The organism is Paraburkholderia adhaesiva, from assembly GCF_021390575.1.
Classification (GTDB): domain Bacteria; phylum Pseudomonadota; class Gammaproteobacteria; order Burkholderiales; family Burkholderiaceae; genus Paraburkholderia; species Paraburkholderia adhaesiva.
Genome location: NZ_JAJEJQ010000001.1, coordinates 2,596,496 through 2,615,512, shown reverse-complemented (window position 1 = coordinate 2,615,512; position 19,017 = coordinate 2,596,496). Strand labels below are relative to the sequence as shown.

Genomic DNA, 19,017 nt, shown 5'->3' with positions numbered 1-19,017 from the left:
CGAACGTGACGATGGCCACGCTCCGCTCAAGCCGGGGCGCCGCGGCGTGCAGCGAGCCATGCATCGACGCGTGCCAGCGCATCGCGCAGCGCGCTTCCGAGCGATGCGTTGCCAGCGAGTCCGCCCCACAGAAGCTTGTCGGCGCTGAAGACCGCGAGCGGGTCTTCGGCCTCGAACATGCGGTGGACGGCGGCTTCGTCCATGACGCCGTCCTGATACGTGTACGGCAGCGTCCCCTTGTGCCAGAGTTCGAGAAAGCGCAGGAACAGGGCGGGCAGTATCGCCGTCGCGGCAGGTGTCGCACCGGCCTCGATGCGTTGCGCAAGCGTCGGCGTGATGAAGCCGGGGATCTTCGAGTAGCCGTCCGCGGCGACGCGCTGGTTCGTGTCCTGAATGTACGGATTGCTGAAGCGATCGAGCACGACGTCGTGGTACTTCGCGAGATCGAGCGGGCTCGGCGTGAGACAGGGAATCACGTCTTCGCTTACGTATTGGCGGGCAAAGGCGCGGATATCGGCATCGCTTGTGCCTTCGTGGATGTAGTCGAGGCCAATCAGCGTGCCCGCCCACGCGATGCAGCTGTGCGTCGCGTTGAGGATGCGGATCTTCGCTTCCTCATACGGCTTCACCGACGTGACCAGTTCCGCGCCCGCGCGCTCCCACGCGGGGCGCCCAGCGCGGAAGCGATCCTCGATCACCCACTGGATGAACGCTTCGCCCATGACAGGGCAGGTGTCGTCGAGGCCGGTTGCCGCTTTCACGCGCTCGCGGACATCGGGTGTTGGGCGCGGCGTAATGCGGTCGACCATCGAATCCGGGCAAGACGTGTTCGCGTCGAACCAGGCGAGCAGGGCGCTCGCGCCGCGCCGCGTGAGAAATTCGCGCATGCCCGCGTGAAAGCGATCGCCGTTGCTGCGCAGGTTATCGCAGGACTGCAGCGTGACGGGGCCGCCGTTGCGCGCCATGCGCGCTTCGAGTATCGCGGCGAGCGCGCCGTAGATCGTCGTGCGTGCGCCGTTGAGATCGGCGGCGAGGTCGGGGTTCGCGGTGTCGAGGCGGTCGTGTTCGTCGAGGTAATAGCCGCCTTCGGTGACGGTGAACGCGACGATCTTGCACGCTGGATCGGCTCCTGCGTCGATCAGGCCCGCGAGGTTGGCGGACCACGGCAGCACGCGCGTGATCGAACGGATCGTTTCGTAGCTGCGCTCGCCCTGTGGCGTGACGGTTTCGAGCGTGTAGACCCCGTGTTGGGCTGCGAGGGCGTCGAGCACGGCGTTCATGTCGGACCGGATGTTGCCGACGGTCAGCGACCAGGCCGCCTCGCCAGGTTCGCGCGAGAGGTTCACGCGGTGCAGGTACCACGCCTGATGCGCGCGGTGAAACGAACCGGCACCAATGTGCAGGATCACGTTTGCGCTGGTGTGTTCGCTGTTCATGTGTGTCTCCTTTCGGCTGCACTGGCGTGTTGGCCGAAGCTGGCACATCAGCGCCTGCCTCGGCTCCATAGCACTGGTGCGATTCCATGCAGAGCTGAGAGGTACGGAGTGCGCGCATCGAATGCGCGTCCACAGGTGGCTCAGTACCTCAAGCAGAGCAATTGCTCTATTTGTGAACTAATGATCGTAGCCGATTGGGCGAAAGTCAAGACGGCTACGGTGGAATTTCGTGGCGCGGTGCCGCGCGCAAGTGGGCGCGCGTCACGCGTGAGTGCGCGTGTTGCGGACCGTTGGGGGTCTTGCTGTGGCGCACCAGCGCGACAGGCTCCGCTGGTGGGTAGGGTGGGCCTGCAACCGGCGGAATGCAGATGTTTGAAGTAATTCCGGCGGCAATGCCGTTGGATTCGCTGCGTCCGGCTTTAGGGTCGCGGCGTGCAGATCATGAACCGTTCGACGCGTGCGTGTTTTTCGATATCGTTCGCTGTGCGCGTTGCAGCGCCACGTCAGCCGCCGATGCTCGTCACCGCCGCCACAGCCTGTGCCGTAGCATCCGCCGCACAGCAATCCACGACGATCCGCTCCGGCATCGAGCGCAGCCAGGTCAGTTGGCGCTTGCAGAGTTGGCGCGTCGCGAAGATGCCCTTGTCGCGCATCGTGTCGTAGTCTGTGGCGCCGTCGAGGTATTCCCAGGTCTGGCGATAACCCACGCAGCGCATCGAGGCCAATCCCGCGTGCAAGTCCCCGCGGGCGCGCAGGGCCTTCACTTCGTCGATGAAGCCAGCGGCCAGCATCGCGTCGAAGCGCGCGGCGATGCGCGCATGCAGCACGCTGCGGTCAGACGGTTCGAGCGCGATCGGCACGAAGCGGTACTGCGCGGCAAGGTCGGTGCGCGGCGTCGGCGCGGCCAGCAGCGTCGACATCGGCTGGCCGGTCAGCATGAACACTTCGAGTGCGCGCTGGATGCGCTGCGAGTCGTTGGGCGCGAGGCGCGCGGCCGTCGCGGGATCGACCTCGGCGAGGCGTGCGTGGAGCGCGGGCCAGCCGTCGCGGGCGGCGTCGGCGTCCAGCGTCGCGCGGACTTCGGCGTCGGCACCAGGCAGGTCATTCAGGCCATGCGTGAGCGCGCGATAGTAGAGCATTGTGCCGCCCACGAGCAGCGGCACGTTTCCCCGCGCGACGATCTCACCGGTCACGCGCAGCGCATCGGCGCGGAAGTTCGCGGCAGAGTAGGCGTCGGCGGGATCGACGATGTCGATCAGATGATGAACCACCGCCGCGCGCTCGGCGGCGGACGGCTTGGCCGTGCCGATGTCCATCCCGCGATAGACGAGCGCGGAGTCGATGCTGACGATCTCGACCACGCGCCCACGCGCCGCGGATTGCGCGGCGAACGCGAGCGCTGCGGCGGTCTTGCCCGATGCAGTCGGGCCGAGCAGGCAGGCGACCGGCAGCACGCCGTCGCCGGAAGGAGCGCCAGACATCATTGACCGCGCATGAAGAGGCGGTCGAGGTCGCCGAGCGTCAACTGGTACCACGTCGGCCGGCCGTGATTGCACTGGTCGGCGCGCTCGGTGGCTTCCATCTGGCGCAGCAGCGCGTTCATTTCGTCGAGCGTCAGACGCCGGTTCGCGCGCACCGCGTGATGGCACGCGAGCGTGCCGAGCATTTCGTGCTGGCGTTCGGTCAGCACGCGCGAGCCGCCGTAGGCGTGCAGATCCGCGAGCACGGCGCGCGCGAGCGCGGCCAGATCGGCGTCCTTGAGCAGGGCGGGCACGGCGCGGATCGCGATCGAGGTGGGCGAGAGCACAGCGAGGTCGAAGCCGAGCGCTTCGAGCGTGGCCTTCTCTTCCTCGACGGTGCCCGTTTCCACGGGATCGGCGGTCATCGAAAGCGGGATCAGGAGCGGCTGGACGGCCAGCGAGCGTTGCGCGAGCGCCTCTTTGAACTGCTCGTAGAGGATGCGTTCGTGCGCGGCGTGCATGTCCACGATCACGAGGCCCTGTGCGTTCTGCGCGAGGACGTAGATGCCGTGGATCTGGCCGATCGCGAAGCCGAGCGGTTGATCGTCGCTCGGGTCGAAGGCGTGCGCTTCGCGCGGTGCTGCGCTTGCCGCGCCGTCTTCGGCCTGCAGCATCGTTGAGCCTTGCGGTGTCCCGGCGCCCACGTCCTTGCGGCCGAAAAGCGCGTCGTAGAGCGCGAGCGGCTGCGCGACGGGTAGCGAGCCCTGCGTCATGCGCGACTGGCGCAGCCAGGTGTTGCCCGAACTGCTGCCGCTGGCGCCGCCGGTCATGAAGCCGGACGAACGCGTGCCGCCGCCGAAGTTGCCACCTGAGCCACCCGAGCCGCCACCCGAACCGGACCCGCCGAAGCTGCCCGCGACGCGCGCAGTGCCAAAACCACCCGATTCACCGAATCCGCCCGCCGCACCGTGCGGCGTCGCGCCCGGCACACTCGCGCCAGGCGCGGGCCGCGGCTCGACGAATGCGGCGTGGGCGCCCGAAGTCGTTTCGGGAGACGCACCGGCGTGCCGCGCGAGTGCGCGCTGCACGGCATGAAACACGAACTGGTGAATCGAGCGCGAGTCGCGGAATCGCACTTCGATCTTCGACGGATGCACGTTCACATCGACGGCCTCGGGCGGCAGGTCGAGAAACAGCACATACGACGGATAGCGGTCGCCGTGCAGCACGTCCTCGTAAGCGGCGCGCACGGCGTGCGTGAGCAGCTTGTCGCGCACGAAGCGGCCGTTGACGAAGAAATACTGCTGGTCCGCGCGGTTGCGGCTCGCGGTCGGCAGGCCGGCGCAGCCGTAGACGGCGAGCGGCCCGGCTTGCTCGTCGAGCGGCAGGTGCGCAGTGGCGAACGCTTCCCCGAGGATCTTCGAGACGCGCGTGGCCGGATCGCTCGCGTTCCAGTGCTCGACGGCGCGGCCGTTGTGCAGCACCGAAATCGCGACGTCGGGCCGTGCGAGCGCCGAGCGGCGGATCATCTCGAGACAATGGCCGAGTTCGGTCTGCTCGCTCTTCAGGAATTTGCGGCGCGCGGGCGTGTTGAAGTACAGCTCGCGCACTTCGATGGTCGTGCCCTGGCCGCCCGCGGCAGGCGAAAGCGAGCCGGTGTCCGCATCGATCTTGACGGCGTGCGCCGCGTCGGCGGGGCGACTCGTGATCGACATCTGCGCGACTGACGCGATCGAAGCCAGCGCCTCGCCGCGAAACCCGAGGGTCGCGACGCTTTCGAGTTCGGCGAGGGAGCGGATTTTGCTCGTCGCGTGGCGCATCAACGCGAGCGGCAGTTCGCGCTCGGGAATGCCGCAGCCGTCGTCGGTAATGGAGATGCGCTTCACGCCGCCCTCGTCGAGCAGGATGCGTAACGACGTAGCACCCGCATCGAGCGCGTTCTCGAGCAGTTCCTTGACGACCGACGCGGGCCGTTCGACCACTTCGCCCGCGGCGATCTGGCTGATGAGCTGGTCGGGAAGCGCCTGGATTGCGCGGGCGGGCTGCGCGGCCCGCGATGCCGCGGTATGCGTGGCGGTGTCGTCGCGGGCCGGGCCGGCGGCGTCGGAGGGATCGGAATACGATGACATGCGCGTCATTATAGCGACTCGGCAGGAGCGGCCCGGTGGCGTGACCGACGGGATTTATTCGTGACGGTCGGGCACTTTAGGTATGATGGCGCGGTCAATTTCCTTCTCGCCCCATAAGCTAAAAAGGGACACTTTTGGATACGCTGCTGCAGTTCGCCAACCTTGTCTTGCACATCGACAAGTTCCTCGGAGTCTTCATTCAGCAATATGGCGCCTGGGTTTACGGCGTCTTGTTCCTGATTGTGTTTGCCGAAACCGGGCTCGTGGTCGTGCCGTTCCTGCCGGGCGATTCGCTGCTGTTCATCGGCGGTGCGTTCGCCGCGGCGGGTGCGATGAACCTCGGTGCGCTGATCGTGTTGCTGCTCGTTGCCTCGGTTACGGGCAATACGGTCAACTACATGATCGGCCACGCCATCGGGCCCGCCGTGTTCAACACACGCATTCGCGGGCTCGAGCGGTTCCTCGACCGCGCCGCGCTGCAGAAGACCCACGACTTCTACGTGCGCCACGGCGGCAAGACCATCGTGCTCGCGCGCTTCATTCCGGTCGTGCGCACGTTCGCGCCGTTCGTCGCGGGCGTCTCGCAGATGAGCATGAAGCGCTTCCAGTTCTTCAACTTCGCGGGCGCGTTCTTGTGGGTGCTGCTGCTCGTGCTGCTCGGCTACTTCTTCGGCAACATCCCGTTCATTCGCCAGTACCTGAATGTGATCGTGCTCGTGGGCATTGGCGCTGCAGTTGTGCCTGTGGCCATTGGCGGGTTGTGGAAGATGCTGCGCAAGAATCCGCGCCACGACGACGGTGTTCGCCGCCCCGACGGTAACCGCTGATCATCCGCACGGCGCGCGATTCGTGCGAATCGCGCTAGTCGTGAAAGCCGCGCCAACGAATAACGGCATCGCCAGTCCGACTGGCGATGCCGTTTTGCATTGAGGCCGTGCTTCGGGTGCGCGACGGTTGTGCTCCGTTAGCCGGCGCGCGAATTCCCGGCGATGGACGCGCCGCGTAACTCAGTTCACGCGGCGAATGATGGAAGGCGTCTCCGGTGTCGGATATCCGGCGTCCCTGAACGTCTCGACAATAGCGCGGTTCGTGTCGAAATAGACCTGCCAGTAAGTGTCGTTCTTCGTGTACGGCCGCACGCACAGGAGCGGTCCTTCCGGTGTGAACGACAGCACTTCGACGTCGGGCGCCGGGTCCGTCACGACGTTCGGGATCTTCTCGACGGCCGCACGCAGGCGCTTCGCTGCATCGACGGGATCGACGCCATTGGCGATTTTCGCGGTCAGCTCGACGCGCCGAACGGGCGTGGCGCTGAAGTTGGAGATGGTGTCGGAGAAGATCTTGTTGTTGCCGACGATGTTGACGACGTTGTCCGGCGAAATGATCGTCGTGCCGAAGATGCCAAGCTCTTTCACGGTGCCGGTCACGCCGCCCGCCGTCACGAAGTCACCCACCTTGAACGGCCGCAGCACCTGCATGAACACACCCGCCGCGAAGTGGGCGAGCAGGCCGCCCCAGGCCGTGCCGATCGCGAGGCCGAGGCCGGCGAGCAGCGCCGCGAACGAGGTCGTCTGCACACCGAACACCTGGAGGATCGCGAGAATCAACAGCAGGTTCAAGAGCGCGGCGAGGATGGAGCTGAGGTAGTGCGCGAGTGTTGGATCGACGCGCTCGTTGCGCCCGAGCATCTTGCGCAGGAGCCTCGCGATCAGGTTGATGGCCCAGCGCCCAACGATCCACAGCACGATCGCAGCAAGGACCTTGGTCCCGAAGTCGATACCCCGGGTCATGATGAACGAGTGGATGGTGTCGAGATCCAAGATGCCCTCGCTTGAGTCGGTGAGTAAGTCGGGGTGATTCGAACCATGCTGCCGGGTGATGCCGAACGATGCCGAATATTGCCGATACGACCGGGGAGCGAAGCTGGCGGGCGCGCGATCGCGATGAAGGTGGCCCGCGCCCGTTTTCGCACCCTGGAGGCAGGTGCGAGGTGCAGCAGCACGGCGCTCAGGCCGTGCTTCGTGAGGTCATGCACCCGTCGTGCACGATAAAGGCCGCGCGGGTCATGGCAACCGGCATGGCGCGCGCAAAACGCCACCGTTCGACGGTATTGTTGCGCCTGTGACACTCACATGAAAACGAGGCGCGACCATGATACTGCCGAACACCGATCTGCATCTGATCACTGTGCAACTGGAGGAACTGCGGCCGACGCAGATCACCGTTGGTTATCGCGAAGTTCACGCCAAGCGCGCGCACTGGACATCGCTCGACAAGAAGGGCCGCGCGGCGGCCATCGACTCGCACTGGTTTCCGGCCGTGCTCGGCCCGAAGGGACGCTACTACGTGGTGGACCATCATCACCTCGGCTTCGCGTGGCTGCAGGAGGGCGTGCCAAGCGCGCGCGTCACCGTGCTCAAGGATCTGTCGTGGCTCGAACCGAATCTCTTCTGGCGCATGATGGAGCACAACCAGTGGGTGCACCCGTTCGACGCCGCGGGCAAGCGCTGCGATTTCGACGACCTGCCGAAGCAGTTGACCGGGCTGGCCGACGATCCTTATCGCAGTCTCGCGGGCGAATTGCGCACAGCGGGGGGCTTCGCGAAGGACACGACACCGTTCAGCGAATTCCTGTGGGCCGACTATCTGCGCCAGAGGGTGTCTAGGACGCTCGTGCGCAAGGACTTCGACAAGGCGCTTGCCGCAGCGCTCGCGCACGCTCACGAACCCGATGCGCGCTATCTGCCGGGCTGGTCGGGTGTCGTTCCTGCGGCGGCGCCCGCGAGTTTGCCGGGGAAGGGAGCGGGCAAGCGCGCAAAGGCCTGACGCTTCACGCGAGATGGCCGTTCAGCCCGCGTCCGGCAGCGGCTCGCCGGGCGGCGCGCCCCTCGACAGATAGTGGCTCAGCCACTGCCCCGCCGGACCAGGCGCGGCGTCTACGCGATGGATCAGCGAAACGCTGTAGTTCACCGAACTCCGATCCGCGAGAGCAATGCGCACGAGCCGACCGGCCTCGAGATCGGCGTCCACAAGATGCTTCGGCATCGATCCCCAGCCGAGCCCTGCGAGCAGCAGCCGATGCTTCGCGCCCAGATCGCCGAGCCTCCATGCGCGATTGCTGTACACGCCGAACGTCTGTCCTTCGGTGAGGCGGCTGCGGTCGGTCAATACGAGTTGAGTGTGTTCGCGCGCATCGGAAATCCGCACTGGCTGGTCGGCTTGCGCAAGAGGATGGCAGGGCGCCGCCACAAGCACGAGTTCGACCGTTGCGATCGCCTTGGCCTCGATCACGTGCGGCCAGTTGTTGTTTGGACCGCTGATGCCGAGCGTGTAGTCACCGTCGAGCACGAGCTTGAGCACGCCGCCGAGCGCTTCCATCGTCAGGTTGAGCGCGACGGTGGGAAATGCCTGGGCGAAGGCCTGCAACGCGTCCACGAGCCGTTGCGACGGAAACATCACGTCGACCGCCACCGATACCTCGCCTTCCAGTCCGCGCTGCAGCCCGGCGGCTCGCGCATCGAGCTGGGCCATCATGAGATCGAGGCGCCGCGCGTCGGCGAGAATGGCGCGGCCCGCGGCGGTCAGCTCGGGCTTGCGCTTGCCGCGCACGAAGAGCGCGACGCCGAGCAGCGCCTCCAGATTCGCGATCGTATAGCTCACGACCGACTGCGCACGGTCGAGCCGCCGCGCGGCCGCCGAAAAGCTACCGGTTTCGGCGACAGCGATCAGGGCGCGCAGTTGTTCGATGCCAGGCGAGCGGTCCATCGTGAGTGGTCCATCGGTAATCTATCGACAAACTGGATAGTAACGATCCATTTTATACGATTGTTTGAATAGATTCCGCCTGGTAAAGTGCGCGTCACCCGTAACGGAGCTGATTGCACGATGAACACGATAAACCGGCCTCTCGCGCCCGCCCGCCGCTACAGCGGCGTCGCGATGCTGCTGCACTGGCTGATCGCCGTACTGATCGTCTGGGGTTTCGCGCTCGGCTGGGTGATGACCGACATTCCGGGTATCACGCCCACCAAACTGCGCTATTTCTCGTGGCACAAGTGGATCGGCGTGACCGTGCTCGCGCTCGTGCTCGTGCGTATCCTGTGGCGCGCGACGCATCAAGCGCCCGCGCTGCCAGCGTCCACGCATGCGTGGGAGCGCCTCGGCGCACATGCGGGGCACGCGGCGCTTTACGTGCTGATGCTCGCGATTCCCGTGACGGGCTATTTCTACAGCTCGGCGGCGGGCATACAGGTCGTGTATCTCGGCATCTGGCCGCTGCCCACGTTGATCGGCCCCGATACTGCGCTCAAGGCGGTGCTGCGCACGGTCCACATCGCACTCAATTACACGCTGCTCGCCGTCGTGGTGGTGCATGTGCTCGCAGTCATCAAGCATCACGTGTTTGACCGGCAGAATATCCTCGCGCGCATGTTGCCGTTCGGCACGCCGCGCGACTGAACCCAACGTCCCCGTGACACTCCTCACCAGCGAATCGACCGCCATGATCAAACGTCTCGTCCATACCGCATCAGTGGCCGCGCTTGTCGCCGCCGCAGCTTTCAGCGTGAGTTTCGGCGCGAACGCCAACGCCGCGGCTGCCGTTGCCGCGAAGAACTCCGTTACCGCGGTCTTCAAGCAGATGAACGTGCCTGTTGAAGGCCACTTCAACCGTATCAACGCCGACGTGCATTTCGATCCGGCCAACGTCGCGGCTGCGAGCGCGAAGATCGATATCGATGTCGCGAGCTTCGACATCGGCGCGCCCGAGTACAACCAGGAAGTCGCGGGCGACGAGTGGTTCGACGCCGCGCATTTCCCGCATGCGACGTTCGTCTCCACGCGCATTCAGCCGGGCGCGAGCGGCGCATATTCAGTGGCGGGCAAGCTGACGATCCGGGGCAAGACGACCGACGTCGTCATGCCCGTGCAGTACCACAAGGACGGCGCGAACCAGGTGTTCGACGGCGCGCTGCCGATCAAGCGCCTCGTGTACGGCATCGGCACGGGCGAGTGGAAGGACACGTCGATCGTCGCCGACGACGTGCAAATCAAGTTTCACATCGTGACCGCTGCGCACTGACGCGCGCGAGTTTTTCGTTTTATCCGCCTCATCCAGTTCTTCCGGTTAATCCGGCTTAACCCATATCAGGAATCACGTCATGAAGACCTCGATTTTCGCAGCAGCCGCGCTCGCCGCCGCCATCGCAGCGCCTGCGATTGCTGCACCGACCACCTATAACGTCGATCCGAAACACACTTATCCGAGCTTCGAAGCCGATCACTTCGGTGGCGTTTCGGTGTGGCGCGGCAAGTTCACGAAGTCGTCGGGCACGGTCGTGCTCGATCGCGCTGCGAAGACGGGCACGGTCGATGTGACCATCGACGCCTCGTCGATCGACACGGGCGACGCCGCGCTCGACAAGCACGTGCGCTCGGCCGAGTTCCTCGACATCGACAAGTATCCGACCGCGACGTACAAGGGCACGTCGATCCGCTTCGACGGCGACAAGCCGGTGGAAGTGATCGGGACGTTCACGCTGCATGGCGTGACGAAGCCGCTGAACCTGAAGATCGATTCGTTCAAGTGCTTCCAGAACCCGATGCTCAAGCGCGAAGTGTGCGGTGCCGATGCGAAGGCCGAGTTCAACCGTGCCGACTACGGCGTGAACTGGGGCGACAGCTACGGCTTCAAGATGGCCACGCAACTGCAGATCCAGGTGGAAGGCGTCAAGGCCGACTAATACCCGGAAGCCGGCGATGTTTTGAAGCGCCATCGTGTCGATGGCGCTTCGCGTGGCACGAAAGAGCCCGCGCACGTAATGTGCGCGGGCTTTTTTTTTATGGTTTCGGACGATCCGCTGAGCGGCAATTCGAAAGTTTGTCCATTGGCAAATCTGAGCAATCAAGGCTACCGGCAGTTTTGCCGTTATTCAGCTATCCGGTGGCGCAGATCGCTTTTCATGCAAGAGGCAAAGGAGTCGGGCGCAGCCAACCAGCCTGGGAGAATCGGTGATGACGAGGAGCAGGGATCGAAAGGTTGTTGTGAGGTACGTCATGCCCGATCGAAAGGTTCATCGCAGTGGGGCATGGAAGCTCGCTTACGCGGACTTCATGACCGCGATGATGGCCTTTTTCCTCTTGATGTGGCTGCTGACCATGGAGACAACGGTTCAGGTCCAAGGGGTCGCCGACTACTTCAAACAGCCCCTGAAACTGACCTTGTGGAATGGGGACCGCAGCGCTGTCGAATCGGGCGCCCTCAAGGCTGGAGGCCAGGACGTCTCCATTGATCGCCAGGGCGATACCCGGCAAACGGACGGGCGCATCAACCGCGCCGAACACTCATCGCAACGGGCGGATGACGACGCCACCAAACTGCAGAGCGGCAATGTTGCAATGCAGGAACAGCTTCGTCTGCATGACCTTCAGCTCAAGTTGATGGCGGCATTACAGGCCAACCCAGCACTTCGGCAATACAAACAACAGATCCGGATTGACTCGACGCTCATGGGTTTGCGTATCGAGATCGTGGATTCGCAGAAGCGTCCGATGTTCGCGACCGCGCGTGACACGGTCGAGCCTTATATGCGTGACATCCTCCGGGCGATCGGAGGCACGCTCAACAGCGTGCCCAACCGGATCATTGTTCAGGGGCACACGGACGCCGTTCCCTACCCGAACGGTGAGAAGGGCTACAGCAACTGGGAGCTCTCCACTGACCGGGCGAACGCGTCGCGTCGCGAGTTGATTGCTGGCGGCCTCGACACTGGCAAGGTGATGCGCGTCCTGGGACTCGCTGCGACGCAGAACCTGAACAAGGCAAATCCGCTGGATCCGGAGAACCGACGCATCAGCATCATCGTCCTCAACAAGAAGTCGGAAGTGGCGCTCATGCAGGACGACGCATCAACGACGACAACCGTATCCGATGATGCGGCTGCGGCAGGTAACTCGCCGCTGCCACGGTTCACTGTACCCGCGGTCAACGCGACGCGCAGATAGCTTGAATACGGCGTGAGCGGTATCTCGCGGTTCGGTTTGTGTTGGTCGGGCGTAGCGGCTATTCCGATCGCCGATTTCGGGCAGCGCTACACGTGGATCGCACGCAACGGGTTGCACAAAAGAAAAGGGCTTAGCCACGACTAGCCCTGCATATTTTCAAATCGGCGAGAAGTTAATAACGGAGAAAAATAAAATGCGTGTCGGGGGCTTCAAGGATTTATCAGCATTCGCCGCGGTCATGACATTGACCATGGCGCTCAGCGCGTGCGGAGGTGGTGGCGGTAGCGGTAGTGCAAGCAATACTTCCAATGGCCCCACGGTGGTGTCGCCGGTCGCCGATGGCCAGATGCACGCCGCCTGCACGAACTGCGGCGCGGCGGATGATCAGACCTACGCCGGGAGCGGCGTGGGACTGTGGCAGGCGATCGACGCGAGCGCGCAAAGCGACGCGGTCAACGTCACGTTGAAGAACGTGGCGGGCCGGAACGTGTCCCTCGTATTCACCAACGAAGGCACAACGAGTCAGACTTTGCAGCCGATCACCGTCAGCGCAAGCATGATTAGCGCGGCGGACATGAGCGTGTCCGGGTCGAACCTGACGAGTGCTGGGTCAACGGAGCCGGCGCGGCTCAAGGCCATCCATGAGTTCAACCAGCACGGCTGGACCTCGCTGACCACGCGTCAGGCTACCTCTTCGGCCGAGATGGTGGCGCAGACCAGCCTGGTTGGCGTCGCGTCCTCGAATGTGGTGGGCACCACCCCCCGGAACTTCTGGCTCGACGATGGCACTTCGCGTTCGACGACCCTCGAAGCCTCCTCGCACACAACTGACGGCACAACCGTCAACATCTGGGTGGAGAACACCGAGTACGGGGCGGGGATGATCACGCCTGCCATCGTCCAGCAACTGATGCAGACCTACGCGGGCGCAGGCGGGGTCTATGACATCGACACGGGCATCGGCGGTCCGCTCTGGGGGCAAACGCTCTACACGAACATGATTGCCCCGACTGGGCAGCCGATTGACCTGGTGGTTGTGAACATCAAGAAGGATTCGACGCCGTTCGGCATAGTGGGGTACTTCTACGGGCTCAATAACTTCGTGAACCAGGGCAGCGGGACGTCGACGGCGAACAGCAACCAGGACCTGTCGCTCTATCTGGACTCGGAAACCCTTTATCTGGGGGGCAGCGCCGGCATGCAGTCGATGCGTACGGTCATGGCGCACGAAACGACGCACATGCAAAACTTCTATCGCCGCGACATGGTGATGGGCCAGCAATACGCGTACGACACCTGGCTCGAAGAGATGACGGCCATGATGATGGAGGACTGGGCGAGCTTCAACCTCGACCCGACTTACAACTCGGTGCGTGACAACCGCTTCCTGGACTTCATGAACTATAACGGCCACGGCAGTTATGGTTGCGGCCTGACCACCTGGGACCCGATGGGTACGACGTGCGACAGCTACGCAACCAATGGGTCGTTCGGTGGCTTCCTCAACCGTCAGCTGGGCCTCGGCTTCTACAAGGCGCTGCTGAACGACAAGTCGTCGACGGATTCACTGGCTGTCCTCACCGATGCCATCCACAAGTACCGCTCGACTTCGAGCGTGGCGCAGGAACTGCTTCACTTCACGGCCGCAGCTGACGGACAGATCCCGCTCAGTGCCAACATGGCGCAGTATTCTTTCCCGGCGCACTCGGAAGGCGGCTTCACGCTGCCGGCCATCGACCCGTCGACCGTGACGCGCTTGCTGCCGGCGAACTCGCCCACAGCCTTGCTGGGTTACTCGAGCTCCGTCGTGGTACGCACGAACGTGCCGAGCACGTATCAGGAAACGGTGAATGTGCCACCCGGCACGACACTGACCGTCGTGGTGCAGTAAGGCTATGTCCCGGAAGCCGCCCCTTTCAGCAATTCACCTGGGGCGGCTTTTCATGCACACTTCTCGATGTCTGGCCCAGGCGCCTGGCCGGGTGTCTTACTCCCGATTCATCATTTCAACATGCTGAAACCACTCGTTTTCGCCTCCGCGCTGCTTGGCGCCGCTGTTGCCTGGGCCGGCACACTCCACGCGGGCGACGCGGTTGCCCTTCACGGGCGACTGGCGCTACGCGGCAATGAGCCCTTCGTCTATGCCGTCGTCTATGACGACCGCGGCGGCGTCTGGACCCTCAAGGGAGTGAGTCGCGCCGACGCGGCCAGGCTCCAAAACCACATCGTGCAAGTCACAGGGACGGTCAGCTCGGAAGATGCTGGAGAACCCGCGGCGCAGGTGCGCTCCATCCGCCTGGACGACCCGCAATAGCGCCGATTTTTGCCTCGCAATTCAGTTTAGGTCGGTAGTCGCGAAGACTTGCTGCGGCGTGGGCTAGAGAGCGTTTGCGCTGCAAAATTCCTGTTCTTCGCGGAATGGCGGGACCGGCTCTTCGCGACCCGCTCCTCCCGTTCGGCCCGGCTTCACCACGAGGGTCGCTTCCAATGCACGTCGGCCGTTCAGGTGGCACGTCGGGTAGCTTGTGCTCGACTATCGAGGTACCTATTTGCTCGCCGACGTTGCACACTGCGTGCTTCGCCGATGTGCGGGCTCGGCTAGATCAGCCACCGGACTGTTCCACTAGCCAGTCGATTAACACTCGCACTTTCGGCGGGAGGAGCCGGTTCGGCGGATACAGCAGCCAGACAGGCCCGCTGTACGCGCGTGGCTCGAACGCCCATTCGGGCAGTACCTGGACCAGCCTGCCGGCGCGGAGGTCGTCCCCTACCGCAAACTCCGGCAGGCTTGCCACGCCCCAATCCTCCAGCGCAGCCTCACGCCGTGCGCTCACATCGTTCGCGATATAGCGGCCTCTGACTTCAACGGTCTGCGTGTGGCTGCCTTGCCGGAAGGTCCACCGGTTGTCGTCCGGAGCATCGCCGATATATAGACAATCATGCTGCGCAAGATCGTCTGGAACGACAGGCGTGCCTCGTGCACGCAGATAGCCTGGAGAAGCGCACGGCATCCATCGCACAGTGCCGAGCTGCCTTGCCACGAGGCCTTGCGGCGTCGTCGGGGTGGGCCGCACGACGAGATCGACGTAATCGCGTATCGGATCGATGTCCCGATCGTCGAATACGACCTGTACCTCTACTTCCGGGTAGGTACGCAGGAAGTCGGGAATCTTCGGGTGAATCAGGCTTTTCGCGAGCGAAATCGGCGCGCTGATGCTGACCCGGCCGCGCGGTTGCGCCGTCAACTGGCTTGCCGCATCGATGGCTCCGGACGCTGCGTCCACCATGTCCCGGCAGTGGCGATAGACCTCCATGCCGGACTCCGTCAGCCGGATGCGTCGTGTCGAGCGTTCGAACAGTCGCGTACCCAGTGCCCGTTCGAGCCGCTGCACTTGCCGGCTTATTGTCGAAGGTGTGGTGCCGAGCGGGCGGGCTGCTGCCGAGAAGTTACCGGCCTCGACCACCTGCGCGAAGGTCGCGAGATCCGGCAACAGCGGGAGAAGTTCGGTCGGTGTCATGGGCGTATCAGGGCAAACGTGCGTTTCGGGTCTATTTGTGCGCCGGGTGCATAAAACATATACTCGCCGACCGGATTATCGCCGCCAATGCATCGTCGGACAATGAGGGCCTTCGTTACGGGAGGTTCGTCATGCGATTCCGATCCAGCACATCTGCCGATTTGCTACTTCTCGTGGTGGCTTTCATCTGGGGAACGAGCTATGCCGTGGTGAAGAGCGCGTTGCTCGTCTATCCGGTGTTGGGCCTTCTCGCCCTGCGCTTCGGCATCACGTTCGTGCTGCTGTCGCCATCCCTGTGGTCGATGCGCGGATTGTCGCGTTCTCAGTGGGCCAGGATCGTCGGCGCCGGCTGCGTACTGCTCGGGATTTTCCTGGCCGAAACGTTCGGCGTGCGGATAACGAGCGCGTCGAATGCGGCGTTTCTGATCAGCCTGTGCGTGGTGATGACGCCGCTGGTCGAATGGGCATGGCTCAGACGCGCGCCGCGCGGTGTCGAATGGGTGGCAGCCGGACTTTCCCTTCTGGGCGCATTTCTGCTCGGGGGCGGCCGATTCGATTTCACACCTGGCGATGCGCTGGTGGTGCTTGCCGCGCTGTTACGTGCGATCAACGTGTGCGCAACGAAGCGCGTCATGCAGGTCAACGCCGTTTCTCCGTTAGCGATGACGGCCGTGCAATCGGGCGTTGTTTCGTTCGGCTGTGCCGTGCTCGCTCTGACTGTTGCGAGATCGCAATGGCAGCCCTTGCCTGCGTTCGCCGGTTATGAGCGTTTCTGGATGATCGTCATGTATCTGGTCGCGGGCTGTACGTTGTTCGCATTCTTCGTACAGAACTATGCGGTCAGCCGTAGCACCCCGACACGCGTCGCGCTGCTGATGGGCAGTGAACCCGTCTTTGGCGCCTTGTTTGCGAGCGTATGGCTTGGGGAAAGGGTAACTGTGCCTGCGGCAATCGGTGGTGGGTTGATCGTCCTTGCATCCCTGCTGGCATCGATTAAGGGAAAGGATCGACGCGATCGCGGTGTCGTTCCGGATATCGAAGAGCCGAAGCCGGTAGCCATCTAACGGACGAGCGCCGCGAAAGTTGGGCTTTGATGACGCGAATGTAACGTTGAATGCGGAAGAAATTGAGGAATCCTTCGAAGGTCGGTCGGCAGATGCTGAGCGGCCGTTCGCGCGTCCGTGTGTGTTCGACAGCGAGTGTCGGAAGCTGGCCGAACCCGGACGCTTCCGCTACCCGTCCGCAAAAATATTCGGCGTGGGAGACTAGCCGCCCCGTTGCAGAGCCGACCTGGCAGCTCGCCGTGCGGCACTTGCCGTCGAATACGCCATCGCCTTGACTCGGTCCCTTACCGCGCTCCGTCCAGGCGGGCTCGGATCGATACCAAGCTTCCGGAGGTAATGATTGGCCCGATAAATATCCGCGCGCATCGAGTCAACAAACTGGAAATTCACGCTCAAGGTCACCGAGACATTGTCGCCGTTCTTCAACCAATGGGGGCAGTTGACGGGAACGTGAACGCCAATTCCGGGAGCTAGTTTGTACGTCCATGCCCGATCCTGCAGCTCTGGTCTATAGTTCGCCGCGTTGTTGTCCAGTGCCCAGAATCGCTCGATTTCCACTTCCGGCAGTATCTGTCGGTCTTCGCGATCGAATACGTACAAATCCTTTTCCCCGTGGATTTGAAGTATGAAATTGCATTCACGATCTATGTGATATGTCGAGACCCGCTTCGGTGACGTTACGAAAATGATGATGTCCTCCTTGAGGATCTTCGCTTCGATTTCGCCACCGACCATATTCTTGATCTCTGCGATCGCGTGGCTGTACAGCTCGGCGTAGGCCGGATCTCTTTGCGTGCTTCTGAAAATGAACCACGCATCTGACCCTTCCAGCTGATCCAATGCTGTCAGCGGTGAGAAAGCGCGATTCACATCTTTCCATTTCTGACCAGGCTCGACGTCGCCCATGTCGTAGTAAAGGTCAGACGGGCGCGTTTTCAGCGTTCGCTCCGCCAGATCCATCAATTGGGGGAGTTGAAAGAGCGGATGGGACGCCAGATGGTGGGAGACCTCAAAGCTCTTGCGCTCAAAATTTTCTCTAAACACCGACGGATCCGCGTCGATCCACTTGTCAGGCAATGTCGCATCAGAAACGGGGGAGACAGTGGACATATACATGCAATTGCTCCTTGCAGTCTCATATGGGCTGGTAACACAGGACCCGATGGCACCAAAGCTTCCAATTGCTGGAACTCGCAGAAATCCTGCGCCGATAACACGTCGTCGAAATTCAATCGTGCAGAATCACATTCCAGCCATCTTCCTGGCTGACGCTGTAATTTTTCGCATGGCTGGCCACGGCTAAGTCCGGTTCGCCCAGCCGCGCTCTCTGCCGCATGACGCTCGACCTTGTATCTATAGAGCCACGTCTGACGTCACAGACGCGGCCGCTACCATCTTTTCGATTACCCGCGTGGCGAGTTCGACGACTCCTGGACTCTCGAACAACCCACTGTGCGATACTTGATTGAATTTAAAAATCAGAGAATTTAATTTTTCTGAATTAGTTATTGCAGGTCTGAATTTATTTGCCGCCGTCTGAGCGTAGCCGGCCTGATGTGCTGGCTAACACAGTACGGTTGTTGGCGACAAACACGGAACACGGCATTGATCAGATAGCATTGACCGTAGCCTACTATCCTGTCTGTCGGTCAAATGTGTGTTGACGTACATCCATGTGGAGTTGACCCTGTAACTCCGGGCACAGCATCCCTGGCGCGTGTCGCAGCTGTATCGCGCCGCGACACTCCAAAACCCCATGGTGTAGGTGCGGTCCTGACGGTCGGGGTGAGGAAATCCCGGTTAGATGGCGGTTACATGACGCCAGAAATGAAAAAGGGCTGCGACGCTTTCGCGTGCAACCCTTTGTATCTTTTGGTAGGCCGTACGGGATTCGAACCTGTGACCAACGGATTAAAAGTCCGGAGGAAATCGTAATTAAATCAAAGGCATAGTGATTTTTTCCGCAACGCAAACACGTGTCTAGGTTCTACACATAGTGCCCGAATCTGCTGGATACCATGGGGATTTGCGGAGCAAGTCGCGCTTGAATCCGCCGTTCAAGTGCGGACGCGGAGTATCTCTGCTTCTCGTTCTTCCCGTCGTTCACGCTCCAACTCTGCATGGAGTTTCGGACTAACAACCCAGTCGCGGTCGACGTCATCTGCGATAAAACGATAGAGCCAAGACGCGAGGAGGAGGAGAACAACGACGGTACCGACGACATTACCGAGGTAGGAGAGTGACGAATTCAAGAATATTACGAGACCCATCGACAGCGAGGTATTGCCGAGTAGTGTTATGTCAATCACTATCAGCAAGAGCAAGCCAAATGAAAGTGAGGCAGTGCGCCAAGCCGTCGCGTCTATCGCTCCCTTGGCGGTCATGTAGTCATCGTATTGTTTGAGATA

The 19,017-nt window shown here is 62.5% G+C and carries 17 protein-coding genes; 9 read left to right on the top strand and 8 right to left on the bottom strand.

The features are described 5' to 3' along the window. Positions 1-26: 26 nt before the first annotated feature. The 3 genes from dalD to mutL form a co-directional block, all read right to left on the bottom strand. Entirely contained in the window at positions 27-1,436 is a 1,410-nt protein-coding gene (gene dalD / locus L0U80_RS11890) for a D-arabinitol 4-dehydrogenase (RefSeq protein ID WP_233864303.1), read from the bottom strand. A gap of 503 nt (positions 1,437-1,939) precedes the next feature. Then, positions 1,940-2,917: a tRNA (adenosine(37)-N6)-dimethylallyltransferase MiaA gene (gene miaA / locus L0U80_RS11885; protein ID WP_233865894.1), complete on the bottom strand. Its 978-nt coding sequence runs from the start codon at positions 2,915-2,917 to the stop codon at positions 1,940-1,942. Beyond that, complete coding sequence (mutL, locus tag L0U80_RS11880; protein WP_233865893.1) at positions 2,917-5,025, bottom strand: DNA mismatch repair endonuclease MutL; 2,109 nt, start codon at positions 5,023-5,025, stop codon at positions 2,917-2,919. Before mutL ends, miaA begins: the two co-directional genes overlap by 1 nt. A 134-nt stretch (positions 5,026-5,159) precedes the next feature. On the opposite strand from mutL, the gene L0U80_RS11875 reads away from it, so the two are divergent. Next, the gene (locus tag L0U80_RS11875) at positions 5,160-5,852 is read left to right on the top strand and encodes a VTT domain-containing protein (RefSeq protein WP_233864301.1); all 693 of its coding nucleotides are present in this window, start codon (positions 5,160-5,162) and stop codon (positions 5,850-5,852) included. Between the two features lie 180 nt (positions 5,853-6,032). On the opposite strand, the gene L0U80_RS11870 is transcribed toward L0U80_RS11875, so the two are convergent. Beyond that, positions 6,033-6,815, bottom strand: a complete 783-nt coding sequence (locus L0U80_RS11870; RefSeq protein ID WP_373322196.1) for a mechanosensitive ion channel family protein — start codon at positions 6,813-6,815, stop codon at positions 6,033-6,035. Between the two features lie 361 nt (positions 6,816-7,176). Between L0U80_RS11870 and L0U80_RS11865 the strand changes: the two genes are divergently transcribed. Beyond that, positions 7,177-7,851, top strand: coding sequence for a ParB-like protein (locus L0U80_RS11865; protein ID WP_233864297.1), 675 nt, complete (start codon positions 7,177-7,179; stop codon positions 7,849-7,851). A gap of 21 nt (positions 7,852-7,872) precedes the next feature. Here the strand turns inward: L0U80_RS11865 and L0U80_RS11860 are convergent, their stop codons facing one another. After that, the gene (locus L0U80_RS11860) at positions 7,873-8,790 is read right to left on the bottom strand and encodes a LysR family transcriptional regulator (protein WP_233864287.1); all 918 of its coding nucleotides are present in this window, start codon (positions 8,788-8,790) and stop codon (positions 7,873-7,875) included. A 120-nt stretch (positions 8,791-8,910) separates the two neighbouring features. On the opposite strand from L0U80_RS11860, the gene L0U80_RS11855 reads away from it, so the two are divergent. The 6 genes from L0U80_RS11855 to L0U80_RS11830 all read left to right on the top strand — a co-directional run bounded on the left by L0U80_RS11855 (position 8,911) and on the right by L0U80_RS11830 (position 14,341). Further along, positions 8,911-9,483, top strand: coding sequence for a cytochrome b (locus tag L0U80_RS11855; protein WP_233864285.1), 573 nt, complete (start codon positions 8,911-8,913; stop codon positions 9,481-9,483). Positions 9,484-9,526: 43 nt separating this feature from the next. After that, positions 9,527-10,105, top strand: a complete 579-nt coding sequence (locus L0U80_RS11850; RefSeq protein ID WP_233864283.1) for a YceI family protein — start codon at positions 9,527-9,529, stop codon at positions 10,103-10,105. Between the two features lie 79 nt (positions 10,106-10,184). Further along, positions 10,185-10,766, top strand: coding sequence for a YceI family protein (locus tag L0U80_RS11845; RefSeq protein ID WP_233864281.1), 582 nt, complete (start codon positions 10,185-10,187; stop codon positions 10,764-10,766). Positions 10,767-11,037: 271 nt separating this feature from the next. Beyond that, entirely contained in the window at positions 11,038-12,027 is a 990-nt protein-coding gene (motB, locus tag L0U80_RS11840) for a flagellar motor protein MotB (protein WP_233864279.1), read from the top strand. A 238-nt stretch (positions 12,028-12,265) separates the two neighbouring features. Next, the gene (locus L0U80_RS11835; protein WP_233864277.1) at positions 12,266-13,918 is read left to right on the top strand and encodes a M30 family zinc metallopeptidase; all 1,653 of its coding nucleotides are present in this window, start codon (positions 12,266-12,268) and stop codon (positions 13,916-13,918) included. 120 nt (positions 13,919-14,038) lie between these two features. Further along, positions 14,039-14,341, top strand: a complete 303-nt coding sequence (locus L0U80_RS11830; RefSeq protein WP_233864275.1) for a hypothetical protein — start codon at positions 14,039-14,041, stop codon at positions 14,339-14,341. 289 nt (positions 14,342-14,630) lie between these two features. Here the strand turns inward: L0U80_RS11830 and L0U80_RS11825 are convergent, their stop codons facing one another. Continuing rightward, positions 14,631-15,545 carry a LysR family transcriptional regulator gene (locus tag L0U80_RS11825; protein ID WP_233864273.1) on the bottom strand — a complete coding sequence of 305 codons (915 nt, stop codon included), beginning with the start codon at positions 15,543-15,545 and terminating at the stop codon, positions 14,631-14,633. 131 nt (positions 15,546-15,676) lie between these two features. Between L0U80_RS11825 and L0U80_RS11820 the strand changes: the two genes are divergently transcribed. Next, positions 15,677-16,609, top strand: coding sequence for a DMT family transporter (locus tag L0U80_RS11820; RefSeq protein WP_233865891.1), 933 nt, complete (start codon positions 15,677-15,679; stop codon positions 16,607-16,609). A 201-nt stretch (positions 16,610-16,810) separates the two neighbouring features. Here the strand turns inward: L0U80_RS11820 and L0U80_RS11815 are convergent, their stop codons facing one another. Both L0U80_RS11815 and L0U80_RS11810 read right to left on the bottom strand, forming a co-directional pair. Then, positions 16,811-17,725 carry a transcriptional regulator gene (locus L0U80_RS11815; RefSeq protein ID WP_233864271.1) on the bottom strand — a complete coding sequence of 305 codons (915 nt, stop codon included), beginning with the start codon at positions 17,723-17,725 and terminating at the stop codon, positions 16,811-16,813. Positions 17,726-18,666: 941 nt separating this feature from the next. Beyond that, a complete protein-coding gene (locus L0U80_RS11810) occupies positions 18,667-18,993 on the bottom strand; it encodes a hypothetical protein (RefSeq protein WP_233864269.1) in 327 nt (108 codons plus the stop codon). Positions 18,994-19,017: the final 24 nt, after the last annotated feature.

What these genes read in the sequence shown, in the direction of transcription:
- dalD (WP_233864303.1), bottom strand. Translation starts at nt 1,436, where the DNA reads ATGAACAGCGAACACACCAGCGCAAACGTGATCCTGCACATTGGTGCC.
- miaA (WP_233865894.1), bottom strand. Translation starts at nt 2,917, where the DNA reads ATGTCTGGCGCTCCTTCCGGCGACGGCGTGCTGCCGGTCGCCTGCCTG.
- mutL (WP_233865893.1), bottom strand. Translation starts at nt 5,025, where the DNA reads ATGTCATCGTATTCCGATCCCTCCGACGCCGCCGGCCCGGCCCGCGAC.
- L0U80_RS11870 (WP_373322196.1), bottom strand. Translation starts at nt 6,815, where the DNA reads ATGACCCGGGGTATCGACTTCGGGACCAAGGTCCTTGCTGCGATCGTG.
- L0U80_RS11865 (WP_233864297.1), top strand. Translation starts at nt 7,177, where the DNA reads ATGATACTGCCGAACACCGATCTGCATCTGATCACTGTGCAACTGGAG.
- L0U80_RS11860 (WP_233864287.1), bottom strand. Translation starts at nt 8,790, where the DNA reads ATGGACCGCTCGCCTGGCATCGAACAACTGCGCGCCCTGATCGCTGTC.
- L0U80_RS11855 (WP_233864285.1), top strand. Translation starts at nt 8,911, where the DNA reads ATGAACACGATAAACCGGCCTCTCGCGCCCGCCCGCCGCTACAGCGGC.
- L0U80_RS11850 (WP_233864283.1), top strand. Translation starts at nt 9,527, where the DNA reads ATGATCAAACGTCTCGTCCATACCGCATCAGTGGCCGCGCTTGTCGCC.
- L0U80_RS11845 (WP_233864281.1), top strand. Translation starts at nt 10,185, where the DNA reads ATGAAGACCTCGATTTTCGCAGCAGCCGCGCTCGCCGCCGCCATCGCA.
- motB (WP_233864279.1), top strand. Translation starts at nt 11,038, where the DNA reads ATGACGAGGAGCAGGGATCGAAAGGTTGTTGTGAGGTACGTCATGCCC.
- L0U80_RS11835 (WP_233864277.1), top strand. Translation starts at nt 12,266, where the DNA reads ATGACATTGACCATGGCGCTCAGCGCGTGCGGAGGTGGTGGCGGTAGC.
- L0U80_RS11830 (WP_233864275.1), top strand. Translation starts at nt 14,039, where the DNA reads ATGCTGAAACCACTCGTTTTCGCCTCCGCGCTGCTTGGCGCCGCTGTT.
- L0U80_RS11825 (WP_233864273.1), bottom strand. Translation starts at nt 15,545, where the DNA reads ATGACACCGACCGAACTTCTCCCGCTGTTGCCGGATCTCGCGACCTTC.
- L0U80_RS11820 (WP_233865891.1), top strand. Translation starts at nt 15,677, where the DNA reads ATGCGATTCCGATCCAGCACATCTGCCGATTTGCTACTTCTCGTGGTG.
- L0U80_RS11815 (WP_233864271.1), bottom strand. Translation starts at nt 17,725, where the DNA reads ATGTATATGTCCACTGTCTCCCCCGTTTCTGATGCGACATTGCCTGAC.
- L0U80_RS11810 (WP_233864269.1), bottom strand. Translation starts at nt 18,993, where the DNA reads ATGACCGCCAAGGGAGCGATAGACGCGACGGCTTGGCGCACTGCCTCA.